Annotated in this window: 28 protein-coding genes; 17 read left to right on the top strand and 11 right to left on the bottom strand. The window is 59.8% G+C overall.

Annotation, left to right across the window (positions count from 1 at the left end; genetic code table 11):
• Positions 1 to 39: 39 nt before the first annotated feature.
• Both EOL43_RS08075 and EOL43_RS08070 read left to right on the top strand, forming a co-directional pair.
• Complete coding sequence (locus tag EOL43_RS08075; RefSeq protein WP_133487351.1) at positions 40 to 885, top strand: ATP-binding protein; 846 nt, start codon at positions 40 to 42, stop codon at positions 883 to 885.
• Between the two features lie 71 nt (positions 886 to 956).
• The gene (locus EOL43_RS08070; RefSeq protein WP_133487349.1) at positions 957 to 2,102 is read left to right on the top strand and encodes a DUF2235 domain-containing protein; all 1,146 of its coding nucleotides are present in this window, start codon (positions 957 to 959) and stop codon (positions 2,100 to 2,102) included.
• Between the two features lie 9 nt (positions 2,103 to 2,111).
• On the opposite strand, the gene serS is transcribed toward EOL43_RS08070, so the two are convergent.
• A complete protein-coding gene (gene serS / locus EOL43_RS08065) occupies positions 2,112 to 3,404 on the bottom strand; it encodes a serine--tRNA ligase (protein WP_133487347.1) in 1,293 nt (430 codons plus the stop codon).
• A gap of 165 nt (positions 3,405 to 3,569) precedes the next feature.
• Here serS and yajC point away from each other — a divergent pair, with 165 nt between their 5' ends.
• The 9 genes from yajC to EOL43_RS08020 all read left to right on the top strand — a co-directional run bounded on the left by yajC (position 3,570) and on the right by EOL43_RS08020 (position 10,501).
• Positions 3,570 to 3,899 (top strand): preprotein translocase subunit YajC, encoded by a 330-nt coding sequence (yajC, locus tag EOL43_RS08060; protein WP_133487345.1) that lies wholly within the window; start codon positions 3,570 to 3,572, stop codon positions 3,897 to 3,899.
• Between the two features lie 58 nt (positions 3,900 to 3,957).
• Positions 3,958 to 6,588 carry a protein translocase subunit SecD gene (secD, locus tag EOL43_RS08055; RefSeq protein ID WP_133487343.1) on the top strand — a complete coding sequence of 877 codons (2,631 nt, stop codon included), beginning with the start codon at positions 3,958 to 3,960 and terminating at the stop codon, positions 6,586 to 6,588.
• Positions 6,581 to 7,336 (top strand): sulfite exporter TauE/SafE family protein, encoded by a 756-nt coding sequence (locus EOL43_RS08050; protein WP_133487341.1) that lies wholly within the window; start codon positions 6,581 to 6,583, stop codon positions 7,334 to 7,336. Before secD ends, EOL43_RS08050 begins: the two co-directional genes overlap by 8 nt.
• Positions 7,337 to 7,346: 10 nt before the next feature.
• Positions 7,347 to 7,700: an Mth938-like domain-containing protein gene (locus tag EOL43_RS08045; RefSeq protein ID WP_133487339.1), complete on the top strand. Its 354-nt coding sequence runs from the start codon at positions 7,347 to 7,349 to the stop codon at positions 7,698 to 7,700.
• A 10-nt stretch (positions 7,701 to 7,710) separates the two neighbouring features.
• Complete coding sequence (gene ccmA / locus EOL43_RS08040; protein ID WP_133487337.1) at positions 7,711 to 8,352, top strand: heme ABC exporter ATP-binding protein CcmA; 642 nt, start codon at positions 7,711 to 7,713, stop codon at positions 8,350 to 8,352.
• Positions 8,349 to 9,005: a heme exporter protein CcmB gene (gene ccmB / locus EOL43_RS08035; RefSeq protein ID WP_133487335.1), complete on the top strand. Its 657-nt coding sequence runs from the start codon at positions 8,349 to 8,351 to the stop codon at positions 9,003 to 9,005. The genes ccmA and ccmB overlap by 4 nt, the downstream gene beginning before the upstream one ends.
• Before the next feature lie 69 nt (positions 9,006 to 9,074).
• On the top strand, positions 9,075 to 9,809 hold the full coding sequence (locus tag EOL43_RS08030) for a heme ABC transporter permease (protein WP_133487333.1): 735 nt from the start codon (positions 9,075 to 9,077) through the stop codon (positions 9,807 to 9,809).
• Positions 9,802 to 9,957, top strand: a complete 156-nt coding sequence (gene ccmD, locus EOL43_RS08025) for a heme exporter protein CcmD (protein ID WP_133487331.1) — start codon at positions 9,802 to 9,804, stop codon at positions 9,955 to 9,957. Before EOL43_RS08030 ends, ccmD begins: the two co-directional genes overlap by 8 nt.
• Positions 9,950 to 10,501, top strand: coding sequence for a DsbE family thiol:disulfide interchange protein (locus EOL43_RS08020; protein ID WP_240686495.1), 552 nt, complete (start codon positions 9,950 to 9,952; stop codon positions 10,499 to 10,501). The genes ccmD and EOL43_RS08020 overlap by 8 nt, the downstream gene beginning before the upstream one ends.
• Before the next feature lie 361 nt (positions 10,502 to 10,862).
• Here EOL43_RS08020 and EOL43_RS08015 read toward each other — a convergent pair whose 3' ends face one another.
• Positions 10,863 to 11,510 (bottom strand): tetratricopeptide repeat protein, encoded by a 648-nt coding sequence (locus tag EOL43_RS08015; RefSeq protein ID WP_166636214.1) that lies wholly within the window; start codon positions 11,508 to 11,510, stop codon positions 10,863 to 10,865.
• Positions 11,511 to 11,748: 238 nt separating this feature from the next.
• Between EOL43_RS08015 and EOL43_RS08010 the strand changes: the two genes are divergently transcribed.
• A complete protein-coding gene (locus tag EOL43_RS08010) occupies positions 11,749 to 12,480 on the top strand; it encodes a DUF1223 domain-containing protein (RefSeq protein WP_133487327.1) in 732 nt (243 codons plus the stop codon).
• A gap of 3 nt (positions 12,481 to 12,483) precedes the next feature.
• Here the strand turns inward: EOL43_RS08010 and EOL43_RS08005 are convergent, their stop codons facing one another.
• The 4 genes from EOL43_RS08005 to purB form a co-directional block, all read right to left on the bottom strand.
• A complete protein-coding gene (locus EOL43_RS08005; RefSeq protein WP_133487325.1) occupies positions 12,484 to 13,365 on the bottom strand; it encodes a lysophospholipid acyltransferase family protein in 882 nt (293 codons plus the stop codon).
• A 92-nt stretch (positions 13,366 to 13,457) separates the two neighbouring features.
• A complete protein-coding gene (locus EOL43_RS08000; RefSeq protein WP_133487323.1) occupies positions 13,458 to 14,516 on the bottom strand; it encodes a FliG C-terminal domain-containing protein in 1,059 nt (352 codons plus the stop codon).
• 130 nt (positions 14,517 to 14,646) lie between these two features.
• On the bottom strand, positions 14,647 to 14,778 hold the full coding sequence (locus EOL43_RS15640) for a chitin-binding domain-containing protein (RefSeq protein WP_420867504.1): 132 nt from the start codon (positions 14,776 to 14,778) through the stop codon (positions 14,647 to 14,649).
• Positions 14,779 to 14,875: 97 nt separating this feature from the next.
• Positions 14,876 to 16,183, bottom strand: coding sequence for an adenylosuccinate lyase (gene purB / locus EOL43_RS07990; RefSeq protein ID WP_133487319.1), 1,308 nt, complete (start codon positions 16,181 to 16,183; stop codon positions 14,876 to 14,878).
• A 128-nt stretch (positions 16,184 to 16,311) separates the two neighbouring features.
• On the opposite strand from purB, the gene EOL43_RS07985 reads away from it, so the two are divergent.
• A complete protein-coding gene (locus tag EOL43_RS07985; RefSeq protein WP_133487317.1) occupies positions 16,312 to 16,719 on the top strand; it encodes a DUF6314 family protein in 408 nt (135 codons plus the stop codon).
• Between the two features lie 18 nt (positions 16,720 to 16,737).
• Here the strand turns inward: EOL43_RS07985 and EOL43_RS07980 are convergent, their stop codons facing one another.
• The 4 genes from EOL43_RS07980 to EOL43_RS07965 all read right to left on the bottom strand — a co-directional run bounded on the left by EOL43_RS07980 (position 16,738) and on the right by EOL43_RS07965 (position 20,640).
• Positions 16,738 to 18,231, bottom strand: a complete 1,494-nt coding sequence (locus EOL43_RS07980; protein WP_133487315.1) for a replicative DNA helicase — start codon at positions 18,229 to 18,231, stop codon at positions 16,738 to 16,740.
• A 150-nt stretch (positions 18,232 to 18,381) separates the two neighbouring features.
• Positions 18,382 to 19,062: an orotate phosphoribosyltransferase gene (locus tag EOL43_RS07975; RefSeq protein ID WP_133487313.1), complete on the bottom strand. Its 681-nt coding sequence runs from the start codon at positions 19,060 to 19,062 to the stop codon at positions 18,382 to 18,384.
• Positions 19,063 to 19,087: 25 nt separating this feature from the next.
• Positions 19,088 to 20,131, bottom strand: a complete 1,044-nt coding sequence (pyrC, locus tag EOL43_RS07970) for a dihydroorotase (RefSeq protein WP_133487311.1) — start codon at positions 20,129 to 20,131, stop codon at positions 19,088 to 19,090.
• 80 nt (positions 20,132 to 20,211) lie between these two features.
• On the bottom strand, positions 20,212 to 20,640 hold the full coding sequence (locus EOL43_RS07965; protein ID WP_133487309.1) for a hypothetical protein: 429 nt from the start codon (positions 20,638 to 20,640) through the stop codon (positions 20,212 to 20,214).
• 123 nt (positions 20,641 to 20,763) lie between these two features.
• Here EOL43_RS07965 and EOL43_RS07960 point away from each other — a divergent pair, with 123 nt between their 5' ends.
• The 4 genes from EOL43_RS07960 to EOL43_RS07945 all read left to right on the top strand — a co-directional run bounded on the left by EOL43_RS07960 (position 20,764) and on the right by EOL43_RS07945 (position 23,527).
• The gene (locus EOL43_RS07960) at positions 20,764 to 21,312 is read left to right on the top strand and encodes a YeeE/YedE thiosulfate transporter family protein (RefSeq protein WP_133487307.1); all 549 of its coding nucleotides are present in this window, start codon (positions 20,764 to 20,766) and stop codon (positions 21,310 to 21,312) included.
• A 3-nt stretch (positions 21,313 to 21,315) separates the two neighbouring features.
• Positions 21,316 to 21,900, top strand: coding sequence for a DUF6691 family protein (locus EOL43_RS07955; RefSeq protein WP_133487305.1), 585 nt, complete (start codon positions 21,316 to 21,318; stop codon positions 21,898 to 21,900).
• Positions 21,901 to 22,004: 104 nt separating this feature from the next.
• Positions 22,005 to 22,988 carry an XdhC family protein gene (locus EOL43_RS07950; RefSeq protein WP_240686494.1) on the top strand — a complete coding sequence of 328 codons (984 nt, stop codon included), beginning with the start codon at positions 22,005 to 22,007 and terminating at the stop codon, positions 22,986 to 22,988.
• 128 nt (positions 22,989 to 23,116) lie between these two features.
• Positions 23,117 to 23,527 carry a c-type cytochrome gene (locus tag EOL43_RS07945; protein ID WP_133487302.1) on the top strand — a complete coding sequence of 137 codons (411 nt, stop codon included), beginning with the start codon at positions 23,117 to 23,119 and terminating at the stop codon, positions 23,525 to 23,527.
• Between the two features lie 88 nt (positions 23,528 to 23,615).
• On the opposite strand, the gene infC is transcribed toward EOL43_RS07945, so the two are convergent.
• The gene (infC, locus tag EOL43_RS07940; RefSeq protein WP_425593497.1) at positions 23,616 to 24,110 is read right to left on the bottom strand and encodes a translation initiation factor IF-3; all 495 of its coding nucleotides are present in this window, start codon (positions 24,108 to 24,110) and stop codon (positions 23,616 to 23,618) included.
• Between the last annotated feature and the right edge of the window lie 140 nt (positions 24,111 to 24,250).

Raw genomic sequence — 24,250 nt, 5'->3', positions numbered from 1 at the left:
AAAGGTTCAGGATTTTCGACCGGAAGAAGGACCATCCCCATGGCGGATCAGGACATGATGAAACGCATTGCCGAGGCTTTGGAGCGCATGTCACCCGCACCATTCGAGGCGCCGGATTTCGACAGTGCTGATGCCTTCGTCTGGCATGTCTCGCCCGACCGGTTGGAACCTGTGCAGAAGGTGTCGCGCGTGGCGTTGGAACTGCTGGTCGGTGTGAACCGCTCGCGCGATACGCTTTTGGAAAATACCCTGCAATTTGCCGACGGGCTGCCCGCCAACAACGCGTTGCTTTGGGGCGCGCGGGGCATGGGGAAATCGTCCTTGGTCAAGGCCGTTCACGCCGAGGTTCTGAACCGCGGGAAGCCCCTGAAAATCGTAGAGCTGCAGCGCGAAGACTTGCCGTCCGTCTCGCGCCTTCTGAATCTTTTGCGTGGGTCAGAACATCGCTTTCTGCTGTTCTGTGATGACCTCTCGTTCAGTCACGACGACCAGCACTATAAATCGCTGAAAGCCGTGCTGGATGGCGGGATCGAAGGTCGCCCGGACAACGTGGTCTTCTACGCTACCTCAAACCGCCGCCACCTGATGCCGCGCGATATGATCGAGAACGAACGCCAGTCTGCGATCAACCCGTCTGAGGCGGTGGAAGAAAAGGTCTCGCTCTCGGATCGCTTCGGGTTGTGGCTGGGGTTCCATCCCTGTGACCAGGACGAATATCTGGCGATGATCCGCGGCTATTGTAACGCTTACGGGGTCGAGATCGACGAGGACACCCTGTGGGCCGAGGCCATTGAATGGCAAGCCACACGCGGCGCCCGCTCGGGCCGTGTGGCGTGGCAATACTTTACGGATCTGGCGGGGCGTAAGGGCGTCACGCTGGACTAAGCCCGTCCCGTCAAAAGGCTTCTCAACCCATCGTGGCATGCTAAGCTTCGGTATCCAAAACCGAGGCTGACATGAAACGTATCGCCATTTTCTGTGACGGAACCTGGAATCGCTCCGACGCGCAAAATCCGACCCATGTGTTGCGTATTGCTCAAGCAATCCGCCCGACGGCGCGCGATGGCGTCACGCAGGTCGTGCATTATCTGCCGGGCGTGGGCAGTGGGCAGGGCGTGACGAAAGTCTCTAGATTCATGGACAAGGTGCTTGGCGGTGCGCTGGGCTGGGGTTTGGATGACCGCATTCTGGAAGCCTACCGCGCGCTTCTGTTCACTTATGAGCCCGGCGACCAGATTTACATTTTCGGCTTCTCCCGCGGGGCGTACACCGCGCGCTCGCTTGCCGGCATGATCCGCACGGCGGGCATTCTGCCATCCAACCGGACCGATATGATTCCGGAAGCGATGCGCAGATATCGCGCACGTGAGGGGCGTAAATCGCACCCCGACAGCGAAGGCTCCATGGCCGCACGTCTGTCCATGTCGCCCGAGGTCGCAACCAGCCCCAAGGACGCGGAGTGGCGCAGGGCGCAGGGGATCGACTGTCACCTTCTGGACATCACCTATGTCGGCGTCTGGGATACGGTGGGCGCGCTGGGGGTGCCCGCCTTCTTGGGCCCGCTCGCCCGGTTCCTGAATGCGCGCTATGCGTTTCACGATGCGGACCTGTCGCGGTCCGTCGGCGCAGTACGACATGCGGTAGCGATTGATGAGCGTCGTAAGCACTTTCCACCCGCACTCTGGACCAATCTGGACAAGCTGAACGGAGAGATCACGGGCAGCACCTCGCGCTATCAGCAGCTATGGTTTGCGGGCAATCACGGGATTGTCGGGGGATCGGGCGCAGCCCCGGAACTGTCCGCATTTCCAACGGCGTGGATCGTCGCAGGCGCGCAGGAACGCGCGCTGGATTTCAACCCGTCGCGGCTGCAAGAGCTTCTGACCATCGCGGATGTGAACGCGGATGATCGCGGGGCGGCGTTGCAACCCGCATGGCGCAATCTGTGGGGGCTTTTGCTGTGTGATCGTACCCTGCTGCGGGATCCCGAAAGCCAAGACATCCCGGCCCGTCAGATATCAGGAGCCGCAAAAGAAAGGGCGCGCCAGACGTCTTATCGTCCGCGCACCCTTGATCCCGTCATCGAGGATCTTTTGAAATAGATCAGAGGTTTAAGCCAGCTGACCTTCCGCCGTGATCCGGGTTTTGCCGCCCAGATAGGGGTGCAGAGCCTCGGGCAGAGTGACCGATCCGTCCTCTTCCTGACCGTTTTCCAGAACCGCAATCAGCGCACGGCCAACCGCAAGGCCCGAGCCGTTCAGCGTGTGCAGGAACACTGGCTTGCCGCCCTCGGCGGGCTTCATCCGTGCGTTCATGCGGCGGGCTTGGAAATCGCCACAGGTCGAGACCGAGCTGATTTCGCGATAGGTGTTCTGACCGGGCAGCCAGACCTCGATATCGTGCGTTCGGATTGCGCCGAAGCCGATGTCGCCGGTGCACAGAACCACGGTGCGATAGGGCAGTCCCAGACGCTCCAGAATGTCCTCGGCACAGCGGGTCATACGCTTGTGTTCGGCTTCAGATTCGTCCGGTTTGGTGATCGACACCATCTCGACCTTTTCGAACTGGTGCTGACGCAGCATGCCTGCGGTGTCACGCCCAGCCGACCCGGCTTCGGACCGGAAACACTGCGTGTGGGCCACATAGCGGCGGGGCAGATAACCTTCTTCGACCGTGGCGCCGTTGACGATATTGGTCAGCGGCACCTCGGCGGTGGGCACCAGCCACCAACCGTTGGTGGTCTGATAGCTGTCTTCACCAAACTTCGGCAGTTGGCCGGTGCCGCGCATCATGTCTTCCTTGACCAGAACAGGCGTCCAGGTCTCGGTCAGGTCGTTTTCGTTGACGTGAACGTCCAACATGAATTGCGCCAGCGCGCGGTGCAGACGGGCAACGGCACCAGACAGAACCATAAAGCGCGAACCAGACAGCTTCGCGGCGGTTTCGAAATCCAGACCGTCCTGCACGGCCGGCAGTTCATAATGCTCGACCGGCTTGAACGCAAACTCGCGGGGCGTGCCCCAACGGTTGATCTCGACATTGTCGTCTTCGTCTTCGCCGTCCGGCACGTCGTCGGCCACGATGTTGGGCAGACCCATCAGCATGTCGGTCAGTTGCGCGTCCAGCTCTTTCGCTTGGTCGTTCAGGCTGGCGATCTCGGCTTTCTTCTCGCCGACAAGGGCGCGCAGGCGCTCGAACTCGGCCTCATCACCCGAGGCTTTTGCAGCGCCAACCGACTTTGCAGCCTTGTTGGCTTCCGCCTGTGCGGTTTCGGCGGCCAGAATGGCGGCGCGGCGGTTTTCATCCAGCGACAAAACCTCGCCCGACAGTGCCGAAAGGCCCCGACGGGCCATAGCCTTGTCGAACGCTTCGGGGTTGTCGCGGATCAGGCGGATATCATGCATGGATCTGTCCTTTAATTCTACCTGACGCGCATATGCCAGATGGGCGCGCCGGGGGGAAGAGAAAACCATCCCCCTGCTTGCTGGACAACCCTCAGACCCCCATATAGGGTGCGCCGGACATTTGGGCGGGCACAGGGACCAGCCCACGAAGAAAGGGACATAACGATGTTTGTAACTCCTGCTTTTGCACAAGCCGCGGGCGCGCCTGCGGGCGGACTTCTGAACGGGATGCTGGTCCCGATGGTGCTGGTTTTCGCCATCATGTATTTCTTCATGATCCGTCCCCAGCAAAAGAAAATGAAAGAGCATCAGGCGATGCTGGGTGCGCTGCGTAAGGGCGATCAGATCGTCACGCAGGGCGGTGTGATCGGCAAGATCACCAAGGTTAAAGACGACACCGAGGTTGAAGTCGAAATCGCATCGGGCGTGAAGGTCCGCATCGTGCGCGCGACCATCACGACCGTCATGGGCAAGACCGAGCCGGTCGAAAGCTGATCTGCGCGGGTTTCCGACCCAACCAACTGAATAGTAAGAATTTATAGGGCAGGGGCACATGCTTCAAATCGCAACTTGGAAACGTCTTGTGATCTGGGGGCTGGTGCTCCTTGGCCTATATTTCGCGTCTCCGAACGGGTTTTATGACCGCGTCGAGACGCATAATGACGCGGTAGCGACGATCGAGACCACGGGCACCACGCCCGAGCTTGAGGCGGGCCGGTCCGCATGGCCTGATTGGGCGCCGAATGCGCTGGTGAATCTTGGTCTCGATCTGCGCGGAGGTGCGCATTTGCTGGCCGAGGTTCAGGTCGCGGATGTCTATGAGGCGCGGATGGATGGCTATTGGCCGGAAATCCGCAACGCGTTGCGGGATGAGCGCGCCACCATCGGCACGATCCGCCGTCAGGACAGCGACCCGTCAGAGCTGCGCGTGAAGATCTCGAAGCCCGAGGCCCTGCCGCAAGCGATTGAAATCGTACGCGGACTGGCACAACCTGTCGTCAGCCTGTCGGGCGTCGGCTCGACCGATATCGAGGTGAACGCGGGCCGCGAAGGCGAGTTCGTCGTCACCCTGTCGGAAGCCGAGCGTGTCGCAACCGACGACCGCACCATCCAGCAATCGCTTGAAATCATTCGCCGCCGCGTGGACGAGGTTGGCACCCGCGAACCCACCATTCAGCGTCAGGGCGACACGCGCATTCTGATTCAGGTGCCGGGCATCGGCTCGGCGTCCGAGCTGAAAGAGATTATCGGTAAAACCGCGAAGCTGACCTTCCACCCGGTTGTCACTCGCACCACCGATGACACCACCACGCCCGGTCCGCGCAATGTTCTGTACCCGTCGATTGACGAAGAAGGCATCTTCTATGTGCTGGAACAGACGCCCGTCGTAACCGGCGAGCAGCTGAACGACGCACAGCCCGCCTTCGACCAGAACGGCCAGCCCGCGGTGAACTTCCGCTTCAACGTCTCGGGCGCGCGTCTGTTCTGTGACTATACCGGCGCCAATGTAGGTGCGCCCTTTGCGATTGTGCTGGATGAAGAAGTCATCTCGGCCCCGCGGATCAACGAACAGATCTGTGGTGGCTCTGGCATCATCACCGGCAATTTTTCGATCGAGGAATCGACCAATCTGGCCGTGCTGCTGCGCGCGGGCGCTCTGCCGGCCGAGCTGACCTATGTCGAAGAACGCACCATCGGCCCGGAGCTGGGTCAGGACAGCATTGATGCGGGCAAGATCGCCTCGATCGTCGCCTTCGCTGCCGTACTGATCTTCATGGTAGCGTCTTATGGTTGGTTCGGCGTGATCGCCAATGTCGCGCTGATCCTGAACGTCGGCATGATCTTCGGCCTTCTGTCGATGATCGGCGCCACGTTGACCCTGCCAGGTATCGCCGGGATCGTGTTGACCATCGGTATGGCGGTGGACGCCAACGTGCTGGTCTTTGAACGCATTCGCGAAGAGCTGAAAGCCGGTCGCGGCCCCGCCCGCGCCATCGAGTTGGGCTATGAAAAGGCCCTGTCGGCCATTCTGGATGCCAACATCACCACCTTCATCACCGCCGTGATCCTGTTCATTATGGGCTCGGGCCCGGTGCGCGGCTTCTCGGTTACGCTGGGGCTGGGGATCATCACCTCGGTCTTTACCGCGATCTTCCTGACGCGCCTGATGGTCGTCATGTGGTTCGAGCGTAAACGCCCCCGCAACTTCGAGATCAAAGGCATCCGCCTTGCCCCGCAGGGTCGCGTGTTTGATTTCTTCAAACGCTCGATTGCGACGCTGGGCGCCTCGGGTCTGGCCATGGTCGCCTCGGTCGTGCTGTTCCTTGTGATCGGCCTTAACTTCGGCATCGACTTCCGTGGCGGCACCACGATCCGCACCGAAAGCACGCAGGCCGTGGATGTAGGCGCGTATCGTGACGCGCTGACGCCGCTGGCACTTGGCGACATCTCGATTGTTCAGGTGAACGACGTGAACTTCCGCGCCGATCAGCATGTCAGCCAGATCCGCATCGAAGCCCAAGAGGGGCAAGAGGCGATCACGCCGGAAACCATGACCCTGATCGAACAGGCGCTGGCCAATGTCGATCCCGCCATCACCTTCCCCAGCGTGGAAAGCGTGGGGCCGAAGGTCTCGGGCGAGCTTGTGACAACTGCCGTCTTGGCTGTCGTCGCCGCGATTGCCGCCGTTCTGGTTTATATCTGGCTGCGGTTCGAATGGCAGTTCTCGCTTGGGGCGGTGGCCGCGCTTGTGCACGACGTGGTGCTGACCATCGGGATTTTCAGCCTGCTGGGCATCAAGTTCGACCTCGCCATCATCGCAGCGCTTCTGACCATCGTGGGCTATTCGCTGAACGACACCGTGGTCGTCTTCGACCGCGTGCGCGAGAACCTACGCCGCTATAAGAAGATGGACCTGAAAGAGGTTCTGAACCTGTCGATCAACGAAACGCTGGCGCGTACCATGATGACCTCTGTCACAACGCTTCTGGCGCTGATTGCGCTGTATGTGTTGGGCGGTGACGTGATCCGCGGCTTCGTCTTCGCGATGATCTGGGGCGTGATCGTGGGAACGTATTCGTCGATCTTCGTGGCCTCGGCCATCCTGCTGCGCCTTGGCGTAAAACGCGATTGGTCCAAGCCTGACGCGACCGCGGGCAACCAGTTTGCCAACGTGGATGCCTGATTTTCTGGCCCAAGCCCTGGCCTTGCCGGGGCTTGGGTGGATTCTGGCAGCCGCTTTTACCGCTGGGTTGGTGCGCGGTTTCGCTGGATTTGGCACGGCCCTGATTTTCTTGCCTGTCACTGCCCAGATCGTTGATCCGGTCTGGGCCATTGCCATCCTGATCGTGATGGATCTTGCAGGGCCCGCCCCCGCAATCCCGCGCGCGCTGAAGGACGGCCATCCGCGCGATCTGGTGCGCCTGACCATTAGCATGGCGCTAACCTTGCCAGTGGGATTGGCGGCTTTGTTCCTTGTAGACCCTATTGCCTTCAAGCTGGCCGTGTCCTTGGTCAGCCTTGCGATGCTCGCCGCGCTGATCAGCGGGTGGCGATACCAAGGGCAAGTGACCTCGAAAATGGTCTGGGCCACCGGCGGTGCGTCTGGCCTGTTGGGCGGCGCTGCGGGCATCCCCGGACCGCCAGTTATCCTGCTCTACATGGCCTCGCCGCACAATCCGCGCGTGATCCGCGCGAATATCACAGCATTTCTGTTCCTTTTTGACGTGTTGATGCTGGGCGTGTTCATGAGCTTGGGGAAACTGCTGGGCATGCCGCTGGCCTTGGGGGTGATCGCGATGCTGCCCAATTTGGCGGGCAATCTGCTTGGCGGCTGGATCTTCAATCCCGCACATGAAACGCTCTATCGTCGCGTCGCCTATGCAATCATTGCAGGATCGGCCCTGTCGGGGCTATACGCTGCCCTAGGTTAAGGAGATCCCGATGCAGTTTCACGAAGTCAGATATGACAGCGCGCAACCAGTCGACAGCTACGGCCCCGGCTTTTTCCGTGTCGCGGGCGAGGTGATCGAAGGCCCGGTGCTGGTCACGGCGGAAACCGCTACCGGCTGGGGCGGGCTCGAGGACATCGCGACCCTGACCGCCCTGAAAGGCCAGATCGACGTTCTGTTTCTGGGCATGGGAGCCGAGATCGCGCATCCCCCCGCGCCCTTGCGCGACGCGCTCGAGGACGCCGGGATCGGGATCGAGATGATGGCATCCGCGCAGGCTTGCCGCACCTATAACGTCCTGATCGCCGAGGGCCGCCGCATTGCGCTGGCCGCCCTTCCGGTCTAAGGCTGTCTGCATGGAACTTCGGGTCGAAAATCTGACCGTGGCGCGCGGGGGCGTGCCGGTGCTGGAGGGGTTGGACTTCACCCTCTCCCCCGGTCAGGTGTTGATCCTGCGTGGCCCGAACGGATCGGGAAAAACCACGCTGTTGCGGACCCTTGCAGGATTGCAGCCGCCGTTGACGGGCAGTGTCTCGGCCGACCCGGAACAGATCACCTATGGTGCCCATGCGGATGGGTTGAAAGCCACGTTGAGCGTTGAAGAGAACCTGCGCTTCTGGGCCTCGGTCCACGGGATTTCGGATATCGCGCCTGCGGTGGACGGGTTCAATCTGCGTGGGCTGCTCGAGCGTCCCTCGGCCAACCTATCGGCAGGACAGAAACGCCGGTTGGGACTGGCGCGGTTGTTGGTCACCGGTCGGCCCATTTGGCTTCTGGATGAGCCGACGGTATCGCTGGACGTGGCCTCGGTCGCGCTGTTCGCCGACGCTGTACGGGCGCATGTGGCGGGCGGCGGCTCGGCCCTGATCGCCACCCATATCGACCTCGGCCTGCAGGCCGAGACCTTGGATGTCGGCCCTTTCAAAGCAGATGTGAACCGCCGGCGGGGCGATACACACCGCGACGCCTACGCAGATTTCGACGAGGCCTTTTCATGATCGCTTTGCTGGTGCGGGATCTCAGACTTGCCATGCGGGCAGGGGGCGGCTTCGGGCTGGGGCTGGCCTTCTTCCTGATCGTCTCGACCCTAGTGCCTTTTGGCGTTGGCCCCGAGGCCGCGATCCTGTCGCGCATCGCACCGGGCATCCTATGGGTGGGGGCTCTGCTTGCCTGCCTTCTGTCGCTTGACCGCATTTTCCAGCTGGATTTCGAAGACGGATCTTTGGATCTGCTGGCCACCGCCCCCATCCCGATGGAGGGGATCGTCGCCGTCAAAGCGCTGGCCCACTGGCTGGTCACTGGTCTTCCGCTGACACTCGCCGCTCCCGTGCTGGGAACGCTGATGAACCTTGAAAGCCCCGGTCACTATTGGATCTTTATCACGCTTCTGATCGGCACGCCGGCCCTGTCGATGATCGGTGCCTTTGGCGCTGCGCTGACCGTGGGTCTAAAACGTGGCGGGTTGCTCCTTTCGCTCTTGGTCCTGCCACTTTACATCCCCACGCTGATCTTCGGGGCCGAGGCTGCAACGCGGGGAACTGCGGACCTGTCGGCCTCGACCCCATTGTTGATGATGGCGGGGATCACCGCCGGATCCATCGCCCTGCTACCATTTGCCGCCGCGGCTGCCTTGCGTGTGAACCTGAGATAGGCCAAATAACCTAGGGCAGCACCATATGCTGCCTGCGCCACCGACTGAAGGAAGCCACAGAGGAAACACATGTCACTTTGGGAATTCGCAAACCCGGTCAAGTTCATGGCCCTCAGCGGCAAGGTTCTGCCTTGGGTGATTGGCCTGTGCGCCGTGACCCTTGTGCCCGGCCTGATCTGGGGCTTTTTCTTCACGCCCGAGGCCGCCAAGTTCGGCAACTCGGTCAAGATCATCTACGTGCACGTTCCAAGTGCAATGATGGCAATCAATATCTGGGTAATGATGCTTGTGACATCCCTGATCTGGATCGTGCGCCGTCACCATGTCTCGGTCCGTGCGTCCAAAGCTGCTGCGCTGATCGGTGTCACCATGACCGTGATCGCCTTGATTACGGGCGCCATCTGGGGCCAGCCCATGTGGGGCACCTATTGGGCATGGGACCCGCGCCTGACCAGCTTCCTGATCCTCTTTCTGTTTTATCTCGGCTATATGGCGCTTTGGGCCGCCATTGATAACCCGGACACGGCGGCGGACCTGACCTCGGTTCTGTGCATCGTCGGATCGGTCTTTGCGGTGCTCAGTCGCTATGCAGTGAATTTCTGGAACCAAGGATTGCATCAGGGCGCAACCCTGTCGCTGGACAAGGAAGAGAACATCGCAGACGTCTATTTCGCGCCGATGCTGCTGTGTCTTACAGGATTTGTGCTGCTTTTCGTCGCCCTTGTCCTGATCCGCACCCGGACCGAGCTGCGTCTGGTCCGCCTGCACCGTTTGGACGTCCGCGAAAGGATGAAAGATGCTTGAGCTGGGAAAATACTCTGACGCGATTTTGTCGTCCTGGGCCATCACTCTCGTACTTTTGATCGCTCTGGTCCTTGTCACTTGGCGCCGGTCGGCCCAAGTGAAACGTGAATTGGATGCGGCCGAAGAAAGGGCAAAGCGGAATGACTGAGAAGAAAAAAGGCATCTCGTGGCTGATGATCCTGCCGCCGGTCCTGTTCATGGGGCTTGCTGCGATGTTTCTGTGGGGCATGACGCAGGATGACCGCAATGCTCTGCCGTCGACCCGCGAAGGTGGCATTGTTCCGGCGATGCAAGTCACGGCCTTTGATGGCGAGCCCGGCTTTACCCAAGAGGACCTGAAGAACGGTGGCGTGAAGCTGGTCAACTTCTGGGCCAGCTGGTGCGCCCCCTGCCGGGCCGAGCATCCTTTGCTGGAACGATTGTCCGAGGAAGGCGTGCAGATCAACGGGATCAACTACAAAGACGATCCGGCCAATGCCAAACGCTTCTTGGCCCAATTGGGCAATCCATACGCCGCTTTGATGGCGGACGCAGATGGGCGCACAGGTCTGGAATGGGGACTTTACGGTGTTCCGGAGACGTTCGTGATTGCCAGCGACGGCACTGTGGTAAAACGCTTTGCTGGCCCGATTACCGAAGGCATTCTGGAAAGCATCATTCGCCCTGCCATCGCCGAAGCGGAAGCACGTTAACTTGCTGAGTTCAGCAACAGGATGATGATGGCAAAACCGAAAGATTCCAAAAGCGGAATCGGGATATGTCGAAATAAATTACTCAACTAACTTAGACCTCACTTGGTAACGTCGCCGATGGTCGAAATATGCCCATCGCGCGCTAGGTACAGGGTAAACTGGCCGGTCACCGTGATCTAGAATACAATCTAGAAACGGTTTGTTTTTCTAATTTTAGTTTAGCGCGACACGGAACGTTCAACAGTGACGCACATCACTCGGTGCCGACTGCACGCCTAGGGGTAGAGTGGCCGTTTGTACGATAACGAACAAGGGGCGGTGTGGGTTTGCCGGCGGGGCGCATGCGAATCGATATCCGCACTTAGGGGGATAGAAACCGCATCAGGGCCGGGTCATTTGGATAGCGGGCTAGACCTTCCTTTGCCTTGGCCGTGGCATCGTCATGAAGTCCAAGATTCCACAGGGCCACGGCCGCGATGTGATACAGGCGGCCGCTGATATCCTCTTGATCCAACCCCGGTGCAACAGTCTTCAAAGCCTGTTCGGAATGCCCGCTGTCGACCTCGGCAGCCCCTTTGAAATACATCACATCTGCGTTGTAGTCCTGTTTTCCCGCCTCGGTGCAATCGGTAATCGCGTCCGCGTATTTCCGAAGATCATATCGCACCACACAGCGCGACAACCAGCCTTGCCAATGCGTGTCCAGACTCAGAATGTCTGTGTACATCCTTTCCGCTTTGCGGGGTTTCCCCATCTCTCGATAGGTCCATGCGAGCATCCGTTTGATCGAAGTGTTTTCGGGCGCCAACTCTGACGCTAGTTCCAAGTCCGCAAGGCTTTCGTCGAATCGCCGAAGTTCACGCAGTGCAATGCCGCGGTTCTCGTAGGCTTCGGCAAGGACTTCCGGCGGCAATTCAGTGTTTTCCAACATCCCGGTGCACGCCCGTACCGAGGCCTCTGGTTGCGCGTTGGGGTGGATGCTCAGACAGTCCTGAGCTGCAAATGTCATGCTTGGAAGCAAAGCCAATAGCAAAAGTGGGAAACAGATTTTCATAAGATGATACCTTCCAATAGATGCCAGAAAACATGATCCCATACGGCGTTCAACTAAAAAGGGCGGTTGGGTCGTTCAATCCCAAAAAATCAACCTGACCAAGAACTGTAACAAACACCTCGCAAATCCTTGATTGGAAGGTCATCCGCAGGATCGTTATCTAGGGATCAGAGCACAACAGAAAGAGACACCGATGCGGGCACTTCTGACCGGATTGATCAGCATAGTTCTAAGCACCTTTGCCGGGTTGGCCGTCGCCGGGGATCGTCCCGTTGTGGTGGTCGAGCTGTTTACCTCACAGGGCTGTTCCTCGTGCCCGCCTGCTGACGCGTTTTTGGGCGAACTGTCCCGTCAGGATGACGTTCTGCCTTTGGCTATGCATGTGGATTATTGGGACTATATCGGGTGGAAGGATACCTTTGCTCGACCCGAGCACACCAAACGCCAGAAGGCATACGCTTACGGATTTGGGACCAAGTCGATCTACACGCCGCAGATGGTGATCAGTGGTGTCGATCAGGCCGTTGGCAGCCATGTCATGAAAGTGATGGAGATTTTGCATCATCACCAAATGGCTGTGGGGCGCGTTAGTCTGTCGACACACAAGGGCGAAAACGGACGCATTGTCCGCGTGGCCAACATCTCGAACCTGCCTTTGCCCCAGCCATTGATCGCGCAGATCGTGCATTTCACGCCGAAAGCGACTGTGGCAGTTAAGCGGGGCGAGAACGCAGGGCGCTCGATCACGTCGACCAACATCGTGACCAACATACAGGCGTTCGGAAAGTGGGACGGCAAAGGCGAGATCGAGTTCAAGTTGCCTAGCCCTGTGGCCCCTGAGGGGCAGAGTGCGGCAATCCTGTTGCAGGCCACACGTATGGGCGACTATCCCGGAGAAATCGTGGCCGCGATTGCGCTGGATTGACGGTTACACCTCGTCCGGCATCTGCCAACGTTTGTGGATCCACAGGAACTGATCCATGTTCTGGCGCACGCGCGCTTCGAACCTGTCGTTGAATTCCTGCATCATGGTTTCAGGATCCGAGTGTTCGATCGGTTCCTCGACCACGACGTCGAAATCCACGCCATTTTCCTTGCGGATCGCGAAGACCGGGATGAACAACGTGTTGTATTTCAGGGCCATCTCGGCAATGGCGAGCGTGGTCATTGCGGGCTTTCCGAAAAAGCTGAGCTTAGCGCCTTGATCTTCGCGCTGATCCAAAAGGATCGCCAACAACCCACCACTGCGCAGATGCTTGACCATGCTGCCCATGCCGCGTCGGGATTGTTCGAACGCCTTGCCTTCGAAGCCTTCCATGCGCTTGATGTAGCTTTCGTTGAAATAGGCGTTGGACATCGGGCGATATAGCGCGCCGGTGTTGAAACCTGATTGGATCAGAACAGAACGGGCCGCGTCGTAATTGCCGAAATGGCCCGAGGTTGCGATGATCGGGCGCCCCTCGGCCTTGGCTTGTTCCAGCGCGGCGACACCCGGCCCGCTGAGCTGGGTGTTTTTCATGCGATTGAACAGATCGTCGCCCGACCACATCTCGGCCAGGAACCGGCCTGCATTGGTCAAAACCGCACGCTCCATGCGTTTGACCTCGTCCGCCGGCATATCGGGAAAGGTCAGCGCCAGATTGTTGCGGATGCGCTTGTCATAGCCCGCAACGGGACCGATGACGCGCGACGCAAACCAACCGACAACGGGCAGGCGCATTTTATAGGGCAGGATGCGGGGCAGGTTCAGCACACTGGCCAGCGCCAAGTGGGTCAGATAGGGGCCTACACCACGTTTTTCTTGCACCATTTGGTCGCTCCCGGTCTTGTGCCCATCATCCGAATGGGCCGCCGGTCACACATAGCGGGCAGCGCTGCAGCCTGCAAGCTTCAGCCTTGGTGTCAGTCATCTTCGTCAGGCGTGATCAACGTGATCTCGCCCTCGGTTTCAAGAAGGCGGATCTGGGCGATCACCTCGTTCATGGCGGCATCCCCGTCGGCAGGTTTGACGGCGCCACGCTCTGCCATTTCTTCCCGGATGCCCTCGGCCAAGCGTTTCGACATAGCGTCGAGGATGAAATTCGCGACAGGCTCAAGATCGCCCGTGGCTGCGGCGAGAGCTGTGACAAGTACCGCCTGATCGACATCCTTGGTGACTTTTGGCACGTCGCCCGGTTGCAGACGTTCGGGGATGTTGGCGAAGGTGAAGATGGACTTGCGCACGGCGCTGGCAAATACGGTGTCTTCTTGCTCCAATCCATCCAAAACCTCTTCCCGCGTCGTCGCGGCCGAGACGTTGAGGATCGAGCCCACGCGTTCGCTGGGATCGTCGTCAAAGGCTTTCGCGGGCCGGTCGCTGAGCTGCTCTGCCAGTGATCGCCCGATCCGCGCGACGACATTGGGCGCGATGGTACTGGTCAACGACACCGCAAACGCGATCTTGCGGGCGGTCTGCCCGGGCAACTTGCCCAGGAGATCGGCTGCGACCGAGGTTTTCAGCTTAGACAACAACACCGCCGAGACTTCGGCGCTTTCGGATTCTAACAACGGCAACAGTTGCTCGATTGGTGTGTTAGAGACCGTAATCCAAGGATCATGCGCGATCTCGACGCCGGAAAGTTCGCGCACGCGCGCAGCTGTGGCCGGGCTGATCGTGCCATCAAGCACGGATAGCGTGTTTTCCAGACCGCCGGGGAAGGACAGTCCGATCTCTTCGATCTCGTAGACAAACTCATCAATCACTGCTTTCAGGGTGGCTCGGTCCACATAGCGCATTGTGGACATCTGGTGGACCAGCTCCCCCTGCAAACTGTCTGGAAGATCCTGCAGGGCCAATGCAGCACCTTCCGCCAGCAAAAGCCGCACGATGATGGCCGCCTTTTGACGCCGCGAGAGATGCCGGGGAAGATGGCGCAGAGGTTGCGCCGGATTGATCGTCGGGTCAGGAGCACCATTGGGCATAACCTGCCCTGGACCTTCCCCGGGAATCAGGTCTGCCCCAACCGTCATGTCATTTGGCACAGCGCCACCTCCGCCTTGGTTTCAGGCAGATTGACAGCTGTGGGTTAAAACCACCTTTACGCCGGGCGGATCAGGCCGATTTTTCGTCGACACACGCCTGTAGTTTATCGTTCCAAACCTGTCCGGCCGCGCAGGTCGATGCTTCATGCGAACCGCGGTTGCATTGGCCAGCGATGGACAGCGTTGGGACAAGGGCCAACATGGCTGAGAAAAGAAGGGTCTTGAATTGCATAGGGGCCTCCTGTTCAGAAGGCCCCTATCATAGCACAGATGGGCGATGCGCCCAAATTCAGCGCGGATCAGCTGTCGCCGAAGACCCGCTTGAAGATCGTGTCGACATGCTTGGTGTGATAGCCCATGTCGAATTTTTCGTTGATCGCGTCGACGCCCAGAGCCTCGACCACGGCTTCATCAGCCAGCAGCAGCTCGCGGAAATCCAGACGCTCTTCCCATACTTTCAATGCGTTGCGTTGCACCATCGAATACGCGTCTTCACGCGATACGCCAGCCTGCGTCAGGGCCAGCAGTACGCGCTGCGACATAACCAGACCTGGGAATTTGTTCATGTTGTCCAGCATGTTCTCGGGGAAGATCAGCATCTTGTCGACAACCCCAGCCAGACGGTGCAGGGCGAAATCCAGCGTGACGGTGGCGTCCGGGCCAATGCCGCGCTCGACCGACGAGTGCGAAATGTCACGCTCGTGCCACAGCGCCACGTTTTCCATCGCGGGGATCACGGTCATGCGCACCAGACGGGCCAGACCGGTCAGGTTTTCGGTCAGAACCGGGTTCTTTTTGTGCGGCATCGCGGACGAACCCTTCTGACCCATCGAGAAGAACTCGGCGCCTTCCAGAACCTCGGTGCGCTGCATGTGGCGGATTTCAACGGCGATGTTTTCGATCGACGATGCGATGACGCCCAGCGTGGCGAAGAACATGGCGTGGCGGTCACGCGGGATCACCTGCGTGCTGATCGGCTCGGGGCGCAGGCCCAGCTTTTCGCAGACGTGCTCTTCAACGGCCGGGTCGATGTTGGCAAAGGTGCCAACCGCGCCCGAGATCGCGCCGGTGGCGACTTCCCAGCGGGCTTTTTCCAGACGGTTCTTGTTGCGGTCCATCTCGGCGTAGAAACGCGCGAAGGTCAGGCCCATGGTGGTGGGTTCGGCGTGAATGCCGTGCGAGCGGCCAACGCGGACGGTGTCTTTGTGCTCCAGCGCGCGTTTTTTCAGGGCGGCCAAAACCTTGTCCATGCCGTCCAGCAGCAGGTCGGCAGCGCGCACCAGCTGCACGTTCAGGCAGGTGTCCAGAACGTCGGACGAGGTCATGCCCTGGTGCACGAAACGGGCTTCTTCCGAACCGACATGTTCAGCCAGGTGGGTCAGGAAGGCGATGACGTCATGCTTGGTGACGGCTTCGATCTCGTCAATGCGGGCCACGTCGAATTCAACGTCTTTGGCTTTCCAAACGGCGTCTGCGTTTTCACGCGGGATCACGCCCAGGTCGGCCATGGCGTCGCAGGCGTGCGCCTCGATCTCGTACCAGATTTTGAACTTGGTTTCGGGCGACCAGATGGCGACCATATCGGGGCGGGCATAACGAGGGATCATCGGCGGAGCCTTTTTCGTTTGGTTGGCAGTCGCGCTTCTCATAAACTGCCGCGATGCAGCGAACAAGAGACGCGTGCCGCGAATGGGCGCGTGGGGCCCATGTTTGCGACGAAAAAGGGGGGATCTGGGTGAGATTCACTGATTTTCAGGGCGAATGGCGGATCGAGCGTGAGATTGTCGAGGCAGGCGGCGCCACGCATCGTCTGGCCGGCACGGCACAGTTTTCGTCAAGCCCCGATGGGCTGCTCTATCGTGAAGACGGGGTGCTGGTGACCGACACTGGTGCCCGTTTCGCGGCCAGCCGTGTATATCACTGGCGCGAGGTGTCCGGCGGGCGTATTCAGGTTCTCTTCGAAGATGGCCGCGACTTTCACACTTTCGATCTGACCAATTCCTGCCCTGAAGACCAGCATTGGTGCGATCCAGATCAGTACCGCGTGTCTTATGATTTCAGCGCATGGCCCCACTGGCAGTCCGTCTGGACCGTGTCCGGCCCGCGCAAGGATTATCGGATGACAACGCGGTATCAGCGCTAGGCGGCGCGACCCAGCGGATCAAAACCCGTCGCTCGGCCCCTGTTGCCACTGTTTGACAAGGTTGCCGAAGCGGGTGAACTGCGCCTCGAAGGACAGTTCGACCGTGCCAATGGGTCCGTGACGCTGCTTGCCGATGATGACCTCGGCCTTGCCATGCAGGTTCGACATTTCGTCCTGCCACGCGGCCATGCGGTCCAGTTCGTGATCACCAGGCTTTTCGCGTTCTTTATAGTATTCCTCGCGGAACACGAACATGACCACGTCGGCATCCTGCTCGATCGAGCCCGATTCCCTCAGGTCCGACAGTTGCGGGCGTTTATCGTCGCGGCTTTCCACCTGACGCGACAGCTGGGACAGCGCGATCACCGGGATATTCAGTTCCTTGGCGATGGCCTTCATCCCCATCGAGATCTCGGCGATCTCGTTCACGCGGTTATCGGACATGCCGCGGCACAGCTGCAGATAGTCGATGATCAAAACGTCCAGCCCGTGGGTCCGTTTCAAGCGACGCGCACGGGCGGCCAGCTGACTGATCGGCAGGGCAGGCGTGTCGTCGATGAACAGCGGGCAGCTTTCCAGATCTTTAGCGGCTTGGACAAAACGACGGAACTCGTTTTCATCCATGTCACCCTGACGAATTTTGTGCGACGAAATCTCGGACGCTTCGGCCAGAATACGGCCTGCAAGCTGTTCTGCCGACATCTCGAGCGAGAAGAACCCAACCACACCACCAGAAATCGCGCCCTCGGTCCCGTCCGGCTTGATGCCCTTCTTATAGGCCTTTGCCACGTTGAAGGCGATGTTGGTCGCAAGCGAGGTTTTTCCCATCGAGGGACGCCCCGCAAGGATCAGAAGGTCGGACGGGTGAAGGCCGCCCAGCTTGCCGTCCAAATCCATCAGCCCCGTGGAAATCCCGGCCATACCGCCTTCACGTTGATAGGCGGCGTTGGCAACCTGCACGGCCTCGGTCACGGCTTTCAGGAAGCTTTGGAAGCCGCTTTCGGTCTGGCCCGCTTCGCCCAGTTTATAAAGCGCCTGTTCGGCCTCGACGATTTGTTCCTTTGGTTCGGACGAGATGTCGACCTTCTGCGCCTTCGCCGCGATGTCCTGACCCAGCTGGATCAGCTCGCGCCGGATGGCGAGGTCATAGATCATCTGCGCATAGTCGCGCGCGGCGAAGCTTGAGATCGCAGCACCCGCAAGCCGTGCCAGATAGGCGGGGCCACCCAGTTCTTTCAGACCCTCGTCATCCTCCATGAACGCTTTCAGCGTGACCGGGCTGGCCAGCGCGTTCTTGGAAATCCGGCTGGCGGCAATGTCCCAGATGCGGGCGTGGACGGGTTCGTAGAAATGACCAGCATTGATGATCGAGGCGACGCGGTCGAACACGTCGTTGTTGGTCAGGATCGCGCCCAGAAGCTGCTGTTCGGCTTCGATGTGATGGGGCAGGCTGTCCCGCACCTCGGCATCATTGGAAGCTTCGCCCTGCTGGATATTGCTGATCTCGTTCATCGCCACCTGTCCTTAGGCCGCTGTTTTACGTGTTCGGATAGTCCGACGCAAAATGTATGTTTCTGTGAGTAACTTGTGGATAAGTCAGGTCTGCAGAACTCTACCAGATTTGGTAGAGTCCCGCAAAACTCTGTCAGAATGTAGTGTCTGTCAGGCGTTCATCCGCTCGGCCTGCCAGCCGCGCGGGTCTTTCAGGAAGCGCTCGACCTCGTCCAGCGTTTCGTCCGAAAACGCGCCCTGCGCCTTGGCTTCTGCCAGCACGTCCCACCAGGTGCAGAGGTGGATCAGTTGAACGCCATGATCGGACAGGGTTTTTTCCGTCTCGGGGAAAATGTCGTAATAGAAGATCACGGCGGTGGCGCCACAGGTGGCGCCGGTGTCGCGAATCGCGTCGACGAAAGACAGTTTCGAGCCACCATCCGTGGTCAGATCCTCGACCAGCAGCACGCGCTGGCTGTCATCCATCGCACCTTCGATCCGGGCGTTCTTGCCATAGCCCTTGGGCTTCTTGCGGACATAGGTCATCGGCAGGGCCAGACGTTCGGCAACCCATGCGCCAAAGGGGATACCTGCAGTTTCGCCGCCTGCGATGTTGTCGAACGCCTCAAACCCTGCTTCGCGCATGATCGTGACGGCCATGAAATCCATGAGCGTCGAGCGGATGCGCGGGAAGCTGATCAGCTTGCGGCAGTCGATATAGCTGGGGCTGGGCAGGCCCGAGGCCAGCGTGAACGGTTCATCCGTGTTGAAGTTCACAGCGCCGATTTCCAGAAGCATCCGGGCGGTCAGGCGGGCGATTTCTTCTTTCGCGGGGAAAGTGGAGGGGATCATTGGCAGCGGTCCTCGTTAAGTAAAATCAGGCGTCGACGCGCCAGTGCAGCGGGAAGCCGGGGTCGAATGTGGTGACGGTGTGATCACCCGCGGGCAGTGTCGCGGGATAGGTGACGGGTTCGTCGACCTTAGTGAGCGTGATGGTGTCCTCGTTCACCGGCAGGCCATAGAAGGCAGGGCCGTGCAGCGAGGTGAAGCCTTCCAGCTTGTCTAGCGCGCCTTCGGCCTCGAACGCGCGGGCCAGGATCGACAGGGCGTTGGGTGCGGTGAAGCAGCCCGCCGAGCAGCATTCGCTTTCCTTGGCGTGGGTCGGGTGCGGGGCGCTATCTGTGCCCAGAAAAAAGCGTGGATCGCCAGAGGTGGCCGCCGCAATCAGCGCCTCGCGGTGTTCGCCGCGCTTCAGGATCGGCAGGCAGTAGTAATGCGGGCGCATGCCGCCAACCAGCATATCGTTGCGGTCGAGTATCAGGTGCTGCACGGTGATGGTCGCGCCCAGCTTGGTCTCGTTCGCTTTAACGTATTCCGCGCCGTCCTTCGTAGTGATGTGCTCCATCACCACGCGCAGCTCGGGCGTGGCGCGGCGGATTGGGTCCAGCACACGGTCGATGAATACGGCCTCGCGGTCGAAAATGTCGATCTCACGGTCGGTGACCTCGCCGTGGACACAGAGAGGGCAGCCAATCTCGGCCATTTTCTCAAGCACCGGGCGCACCTTGTCGAAGTTCTGCACGCCGCTGGACGAGTTCGTCGTGGCCCCGGCAGGATACAGCTTTACCGATGTGATCAGTCCCGATGCATGCGCGGCGGCCAGATCTTCGGGATCCGTGTCCTCGGTCAGGTAAAGCGTCATCAGGGGTTCGAACGACATGCCTGCGGGCAGGGCTGCCATGATACGCTCGCGATAGGCGGCGGCATCGGCCTTGGTCACCACCGGCGGCACAAGGTTCGGCATGACAATCGCGCGTGCGAAATGGCGCGCGGTTTCGGGCAGCACGGTCTTCAACATCTCGCCATCGCGCAGATGCAGGTGCCAGTCGTCGGGGCGGCGGATCGTAAGTGTCTGGGTCATCGGAGCATGGCATAGCGCAGCCCTGCCTGTATGGTCCAGAGGAAAGCGTGTCACAGAGGAAGGAATGACCCACGGATGCTTTAGTTTGGCAGCGCGTCCAGTGTCTCTTCCACCAGATCCTCTTCAAAGTCGTCCACCACCGGCAAGAGTGCCTGATAGGGCAGGGCCAGCGGCTTCTCGGTGGCCGAGATCAAAGTGCGCAACTCGTCGCGATAGAATCTGGGATTGGCCAGAATGGATTGCGGCAGCTTTGACGGATCAAACACCCGCTTCTTATGCGCGATCAAGGTGACATCATGCGTGGCGCTTCTGAAATCCTGTTCCTGCGCGTCTTCGCGAAAGAACCGCTTCAGCTCTTCTTCGCGCTGATGCAGACGTTTCAACTCAGCCCGGATCTGAGCCAGCTCATCCGCGGGGTGAAGGGGCATGTCTTGCGCCGTGCCACACGGGTGGCTGGCCTGCGGCAGGACAAGAGGGGTTCCGGTCAGGGGGGTGCGAATCTGTTTCATGAACCCAGCTTGGGGTCCGTTTGGTTAAAGCCGGTTTAACTGGGGTTTAGTCGGCCAAGTCTTGACATTCATATCATTTGCAATGAAACATATTCGCATAAACGAATGCGAAGGGGGTGTCCCATGACACTGAACTGGAAAATCGGAGGGGTGGCGCTGGGCCTTGTGTTCTTCCTTGCTGTCCTCTTGGTCAAACCCATCGGGGTATCGACACAATTCGTGATTCTGGATGGGATCATCGCGGATGTCGTGAACCCGGAACTCGTGACGAAAACCGACGATGGCTATACGTCCACCAATGCCTATCTGGCAAAATCCGGCGGCAAATACGCCAAGTCGGTCGCGAACCCGCTGAACTATAGCTTCATCTTTGTGATCGCGATGATGGTTGGTGCGTTCCTGTCGGCCATGATGCGCGGCGGAAATGGCGCAGATGAAAACAAGCTGCCCGCGATCCACTATGCCAATTTCGGTGACACGCCAATCAAGCGCTACGCCATCGCCTTTATCGGCGGATTCGTCGTGCTCTATGGTGCGCGTCTGGCAGGGGGCTGTACCTCGGGCCATATGATGTCGGGCATGATGCAGACCGCGCTATCGGGCTACATCTTTGCCGCAGGCGCTTTTGCGGCGGCGGTGCCTGTCGCCATGATGATGTATAAGAAAGGATAAGCCATGCAGATTGTACTTGCTCTTGTTATCGGTGCGCTCTTCGGCTTCGTCCTTGATCGCATTGGTGCCACCAACCCCTCGGTCCTGATCCGCATGCTGAGCTTGCGGTCGCTGGGCCTGATGAAGGCTATCCTGTTGGCCATTGGCGTCGGCTCGATCCTGATGTTTGGCGGCCAGATGGCTGGCCTTGTTGATGTGGGTCATATGTCGGTCAAAACCGCCTATGTCGGTGTGTTCATCGGTGGCCTGCTGTTGGGCGCCGGCTGGGCGCTGTCTGGCTTCTGCCCCGGAACGGGTGTGTGTGCAGCGGCGACTGGCCGCAAGGATGCGCTGTTCTTCATCCTTGGTGGCCTGCTGGGCGCGGCGGCCTACATGATCACTTACCCGTCTGTGAAAGCCACCGGCATGCTTGACGCCATCGCAGGCGGCAAGGTGACCTTGGGCACGGTGCCGGGCGCGAAATATGACGGGCTGATGGCCATGCCGGGCGACGTGCTGGGCATTGTGCTGGGCCTGATCTTTGTTGCCGTGGCCTTTGCCGTGCCGGAAGCCCCGGGGGGCGATGCGGTGCCGGCGCCTGCCGAGTAACCACGACCAGAAATCCAATGAAACGGGCCGCCTTGTGCGGCCCTTTCTCTTGCGTGGGCCGCGGGGAATGCCCACATTCGCTCGAAGCGAAATACGAGGTTGCCGTGACAAACCCCCTTTCTTCCTTCGACCGCATTCCCGAACTGGCGCTGGACTGGATTGCCCAAGGCCGTCAAGTGGCCATTGCCACGGTCGTGTCCACATGGGGCAGCGCGCCGCGCCCGACTGGCAGCCAGATGCTGATTGCCGAAAGTGGCCAGATCGAAGGCTCGGTTTCGGGCGGGTGCGTTGAAGGTGCGGTGGTGATGGAAGCGCAAGAAGCGTTGCGCACGGGCCTGCCAGTCCTCTTGGAGTTTGGGGTGTCCGGCGAAGATGCATTCTCGGCCGGGCTGGCCTGTGGGGGTGAGATCAAGGTGCTGGTTGAACCCGTGGGCGAGGGCATTGGCGCGGGCCACGGTCTGCCGATTGCGATGCTGGAAGAACTGGTGGCCGCCCGATCGACCCGCACGCGCATCGTCTATCAGGTGACGCTGGACGGTTGGACGCGCAGCCTGCGGTCGCCATGGGACACCGAGGTCGAGATTGGCATTCACGACGGGCTCTATATCCATCCGCATGAGCCACCCTTGCGTCTGGTCGTCGCCGGGGCCGTTCACGTCGCGCAGGCGTTGATCCCCATGGCGGAAATCGTCGGGTTCGACATCGTACTGATCGACCCGCGCGGGGCCTTCGCGACGCAAGATCGCTTTCCCGGTGTTACCATATATGAAGACTATCCCGACGACGTCCTGCCGCAGATCGGCATCGACCATCGCACCGCCATCGTGACGCTGGCGCATGACCCGAAGATCGATGATCCCGCGCTTGAGGCCGGGTTCACCTCGGACGCCTTCTATATCGGTGCGCTGGGATCGCGGAGGACGCAAGGGCAGCGGCTCGACCGTCTGTCCGCACGCGGCTACGGCCCGGAAGACCTGCGACGAATCCACGGCCCGGTCGGGTTGGACATTGGCGCCTTGGGGCCTGCAGAGATTGCCGTCTCGATCATGGCCGAACTTGTGGCGCGACATCGTCGTGCCTCGCACTGACGGGGCGGGAACGGCCTGCATTGTTTTGAATCAATGTGAATACGTGAATCTGTGCTAAAGTGTATGCGGGTGAAGAAGCCCATGAACCGCTGAATCCAGCGTCGCGCGAACGATGAGGAGGACGGATCATGTTGAACTATTTGCCAAAGCTTACCGCTACGATCACATTCGCATGCGGGTTGATGGCACAAGCTGCTTACGCCGATATGCCGGGAGAAGAGCAGTACCTGAACCATTGCGCGTCTTGTCACGGAGCGCAGGCCGACGGGAATGGTCCCTTGGGGGACGTTCTGAATATGAGTGTCCCTGACCTGACCACGATTGCCCAAAGAAACGACGGGAAGTTCCCGTTTCTCGAGGTGGTCCACATGGTGGATGGACGTACCGGTGTTATGGCACACGGATCGGACATGCCTGTCTGGGGTGATCAGTTTTCGGTGGGAGCAGGAAGTGGGATGGAGCGCGACCTTAGCGCCGTCTACGAAGTGCGCGGACGCATTCTGTCGCTTGTCTACTATCTAGAGAGCATCCAGAAGTAAGCGCTGTATATGTCCCGTGTGATGGGCGGGACCGCAACAAAAAACGCCCTGCGAAAGCAGGGCGTTTCCAAATCACTGTCTGATGGGATTATTTCGGCAGCGGGCCGATCATCATGACCATCTGGCGGCCTTCCATCTTGGGCATGTTTTCAACCTTGCCCAGCTCTTTGATGTCTTCTGCCACGCGCAGCAGCAACTCGCGGCCAAGGTTCTGGTGGGCCATTTCACGGCCACGGAAGCGCAGGGTCACCTTGACCTTGTCACCCTTTTCCAGGAACTTCACCACGTTGCGCATCTTGACGTCATAGTCATGGGTGTCGGTGTTCGGACGGAACTTGACCTCTTTGACCTCGATCGTCTTTTGCTTCTTGCGAGCTTCAGATTCGCGCTTCTGCTGTTCGTACTTGAACTTGCCGAAGTCCATGATCTTGCAGACGGGCGGATTGGCATTGGGCGAGATCTCGACCAGATCCAGACCTGCGTCCTGCGCCATTGCAAGGCCACGCGCCGGGGGCACAACCCCTACGTTTTCGCCTTCAGCGCCAATCAGGCGGATTTCCGGGGCCCGGATGCGTTCATTGATGCGGGGGCCGGTGTCGCGCGTCGGGGGCGCGTTATGAGGTCTGCGGGCTATGGTGCCATTCCTTCTGTCGTTTCGCTAAACTATGGATGCGAAAGGTAAAGGTGCGCCGCGCTGCTTTCAACCCGATAGTTTGGGTTTTC

The sequence above is a fragment of the Aliiroseovarius marinus genome (assembly GCF_004360145.1).
GTDB lineage: Bacteria > Pseudomonadota > Alphaproteobacteria > Rhodobacterales > Rhodobacteraceae > Aliiroseovarius > Aliiroseovarius marinus.
This window is presented reverse-complemented; position numbering and strand designations above follow the sequence as displayed.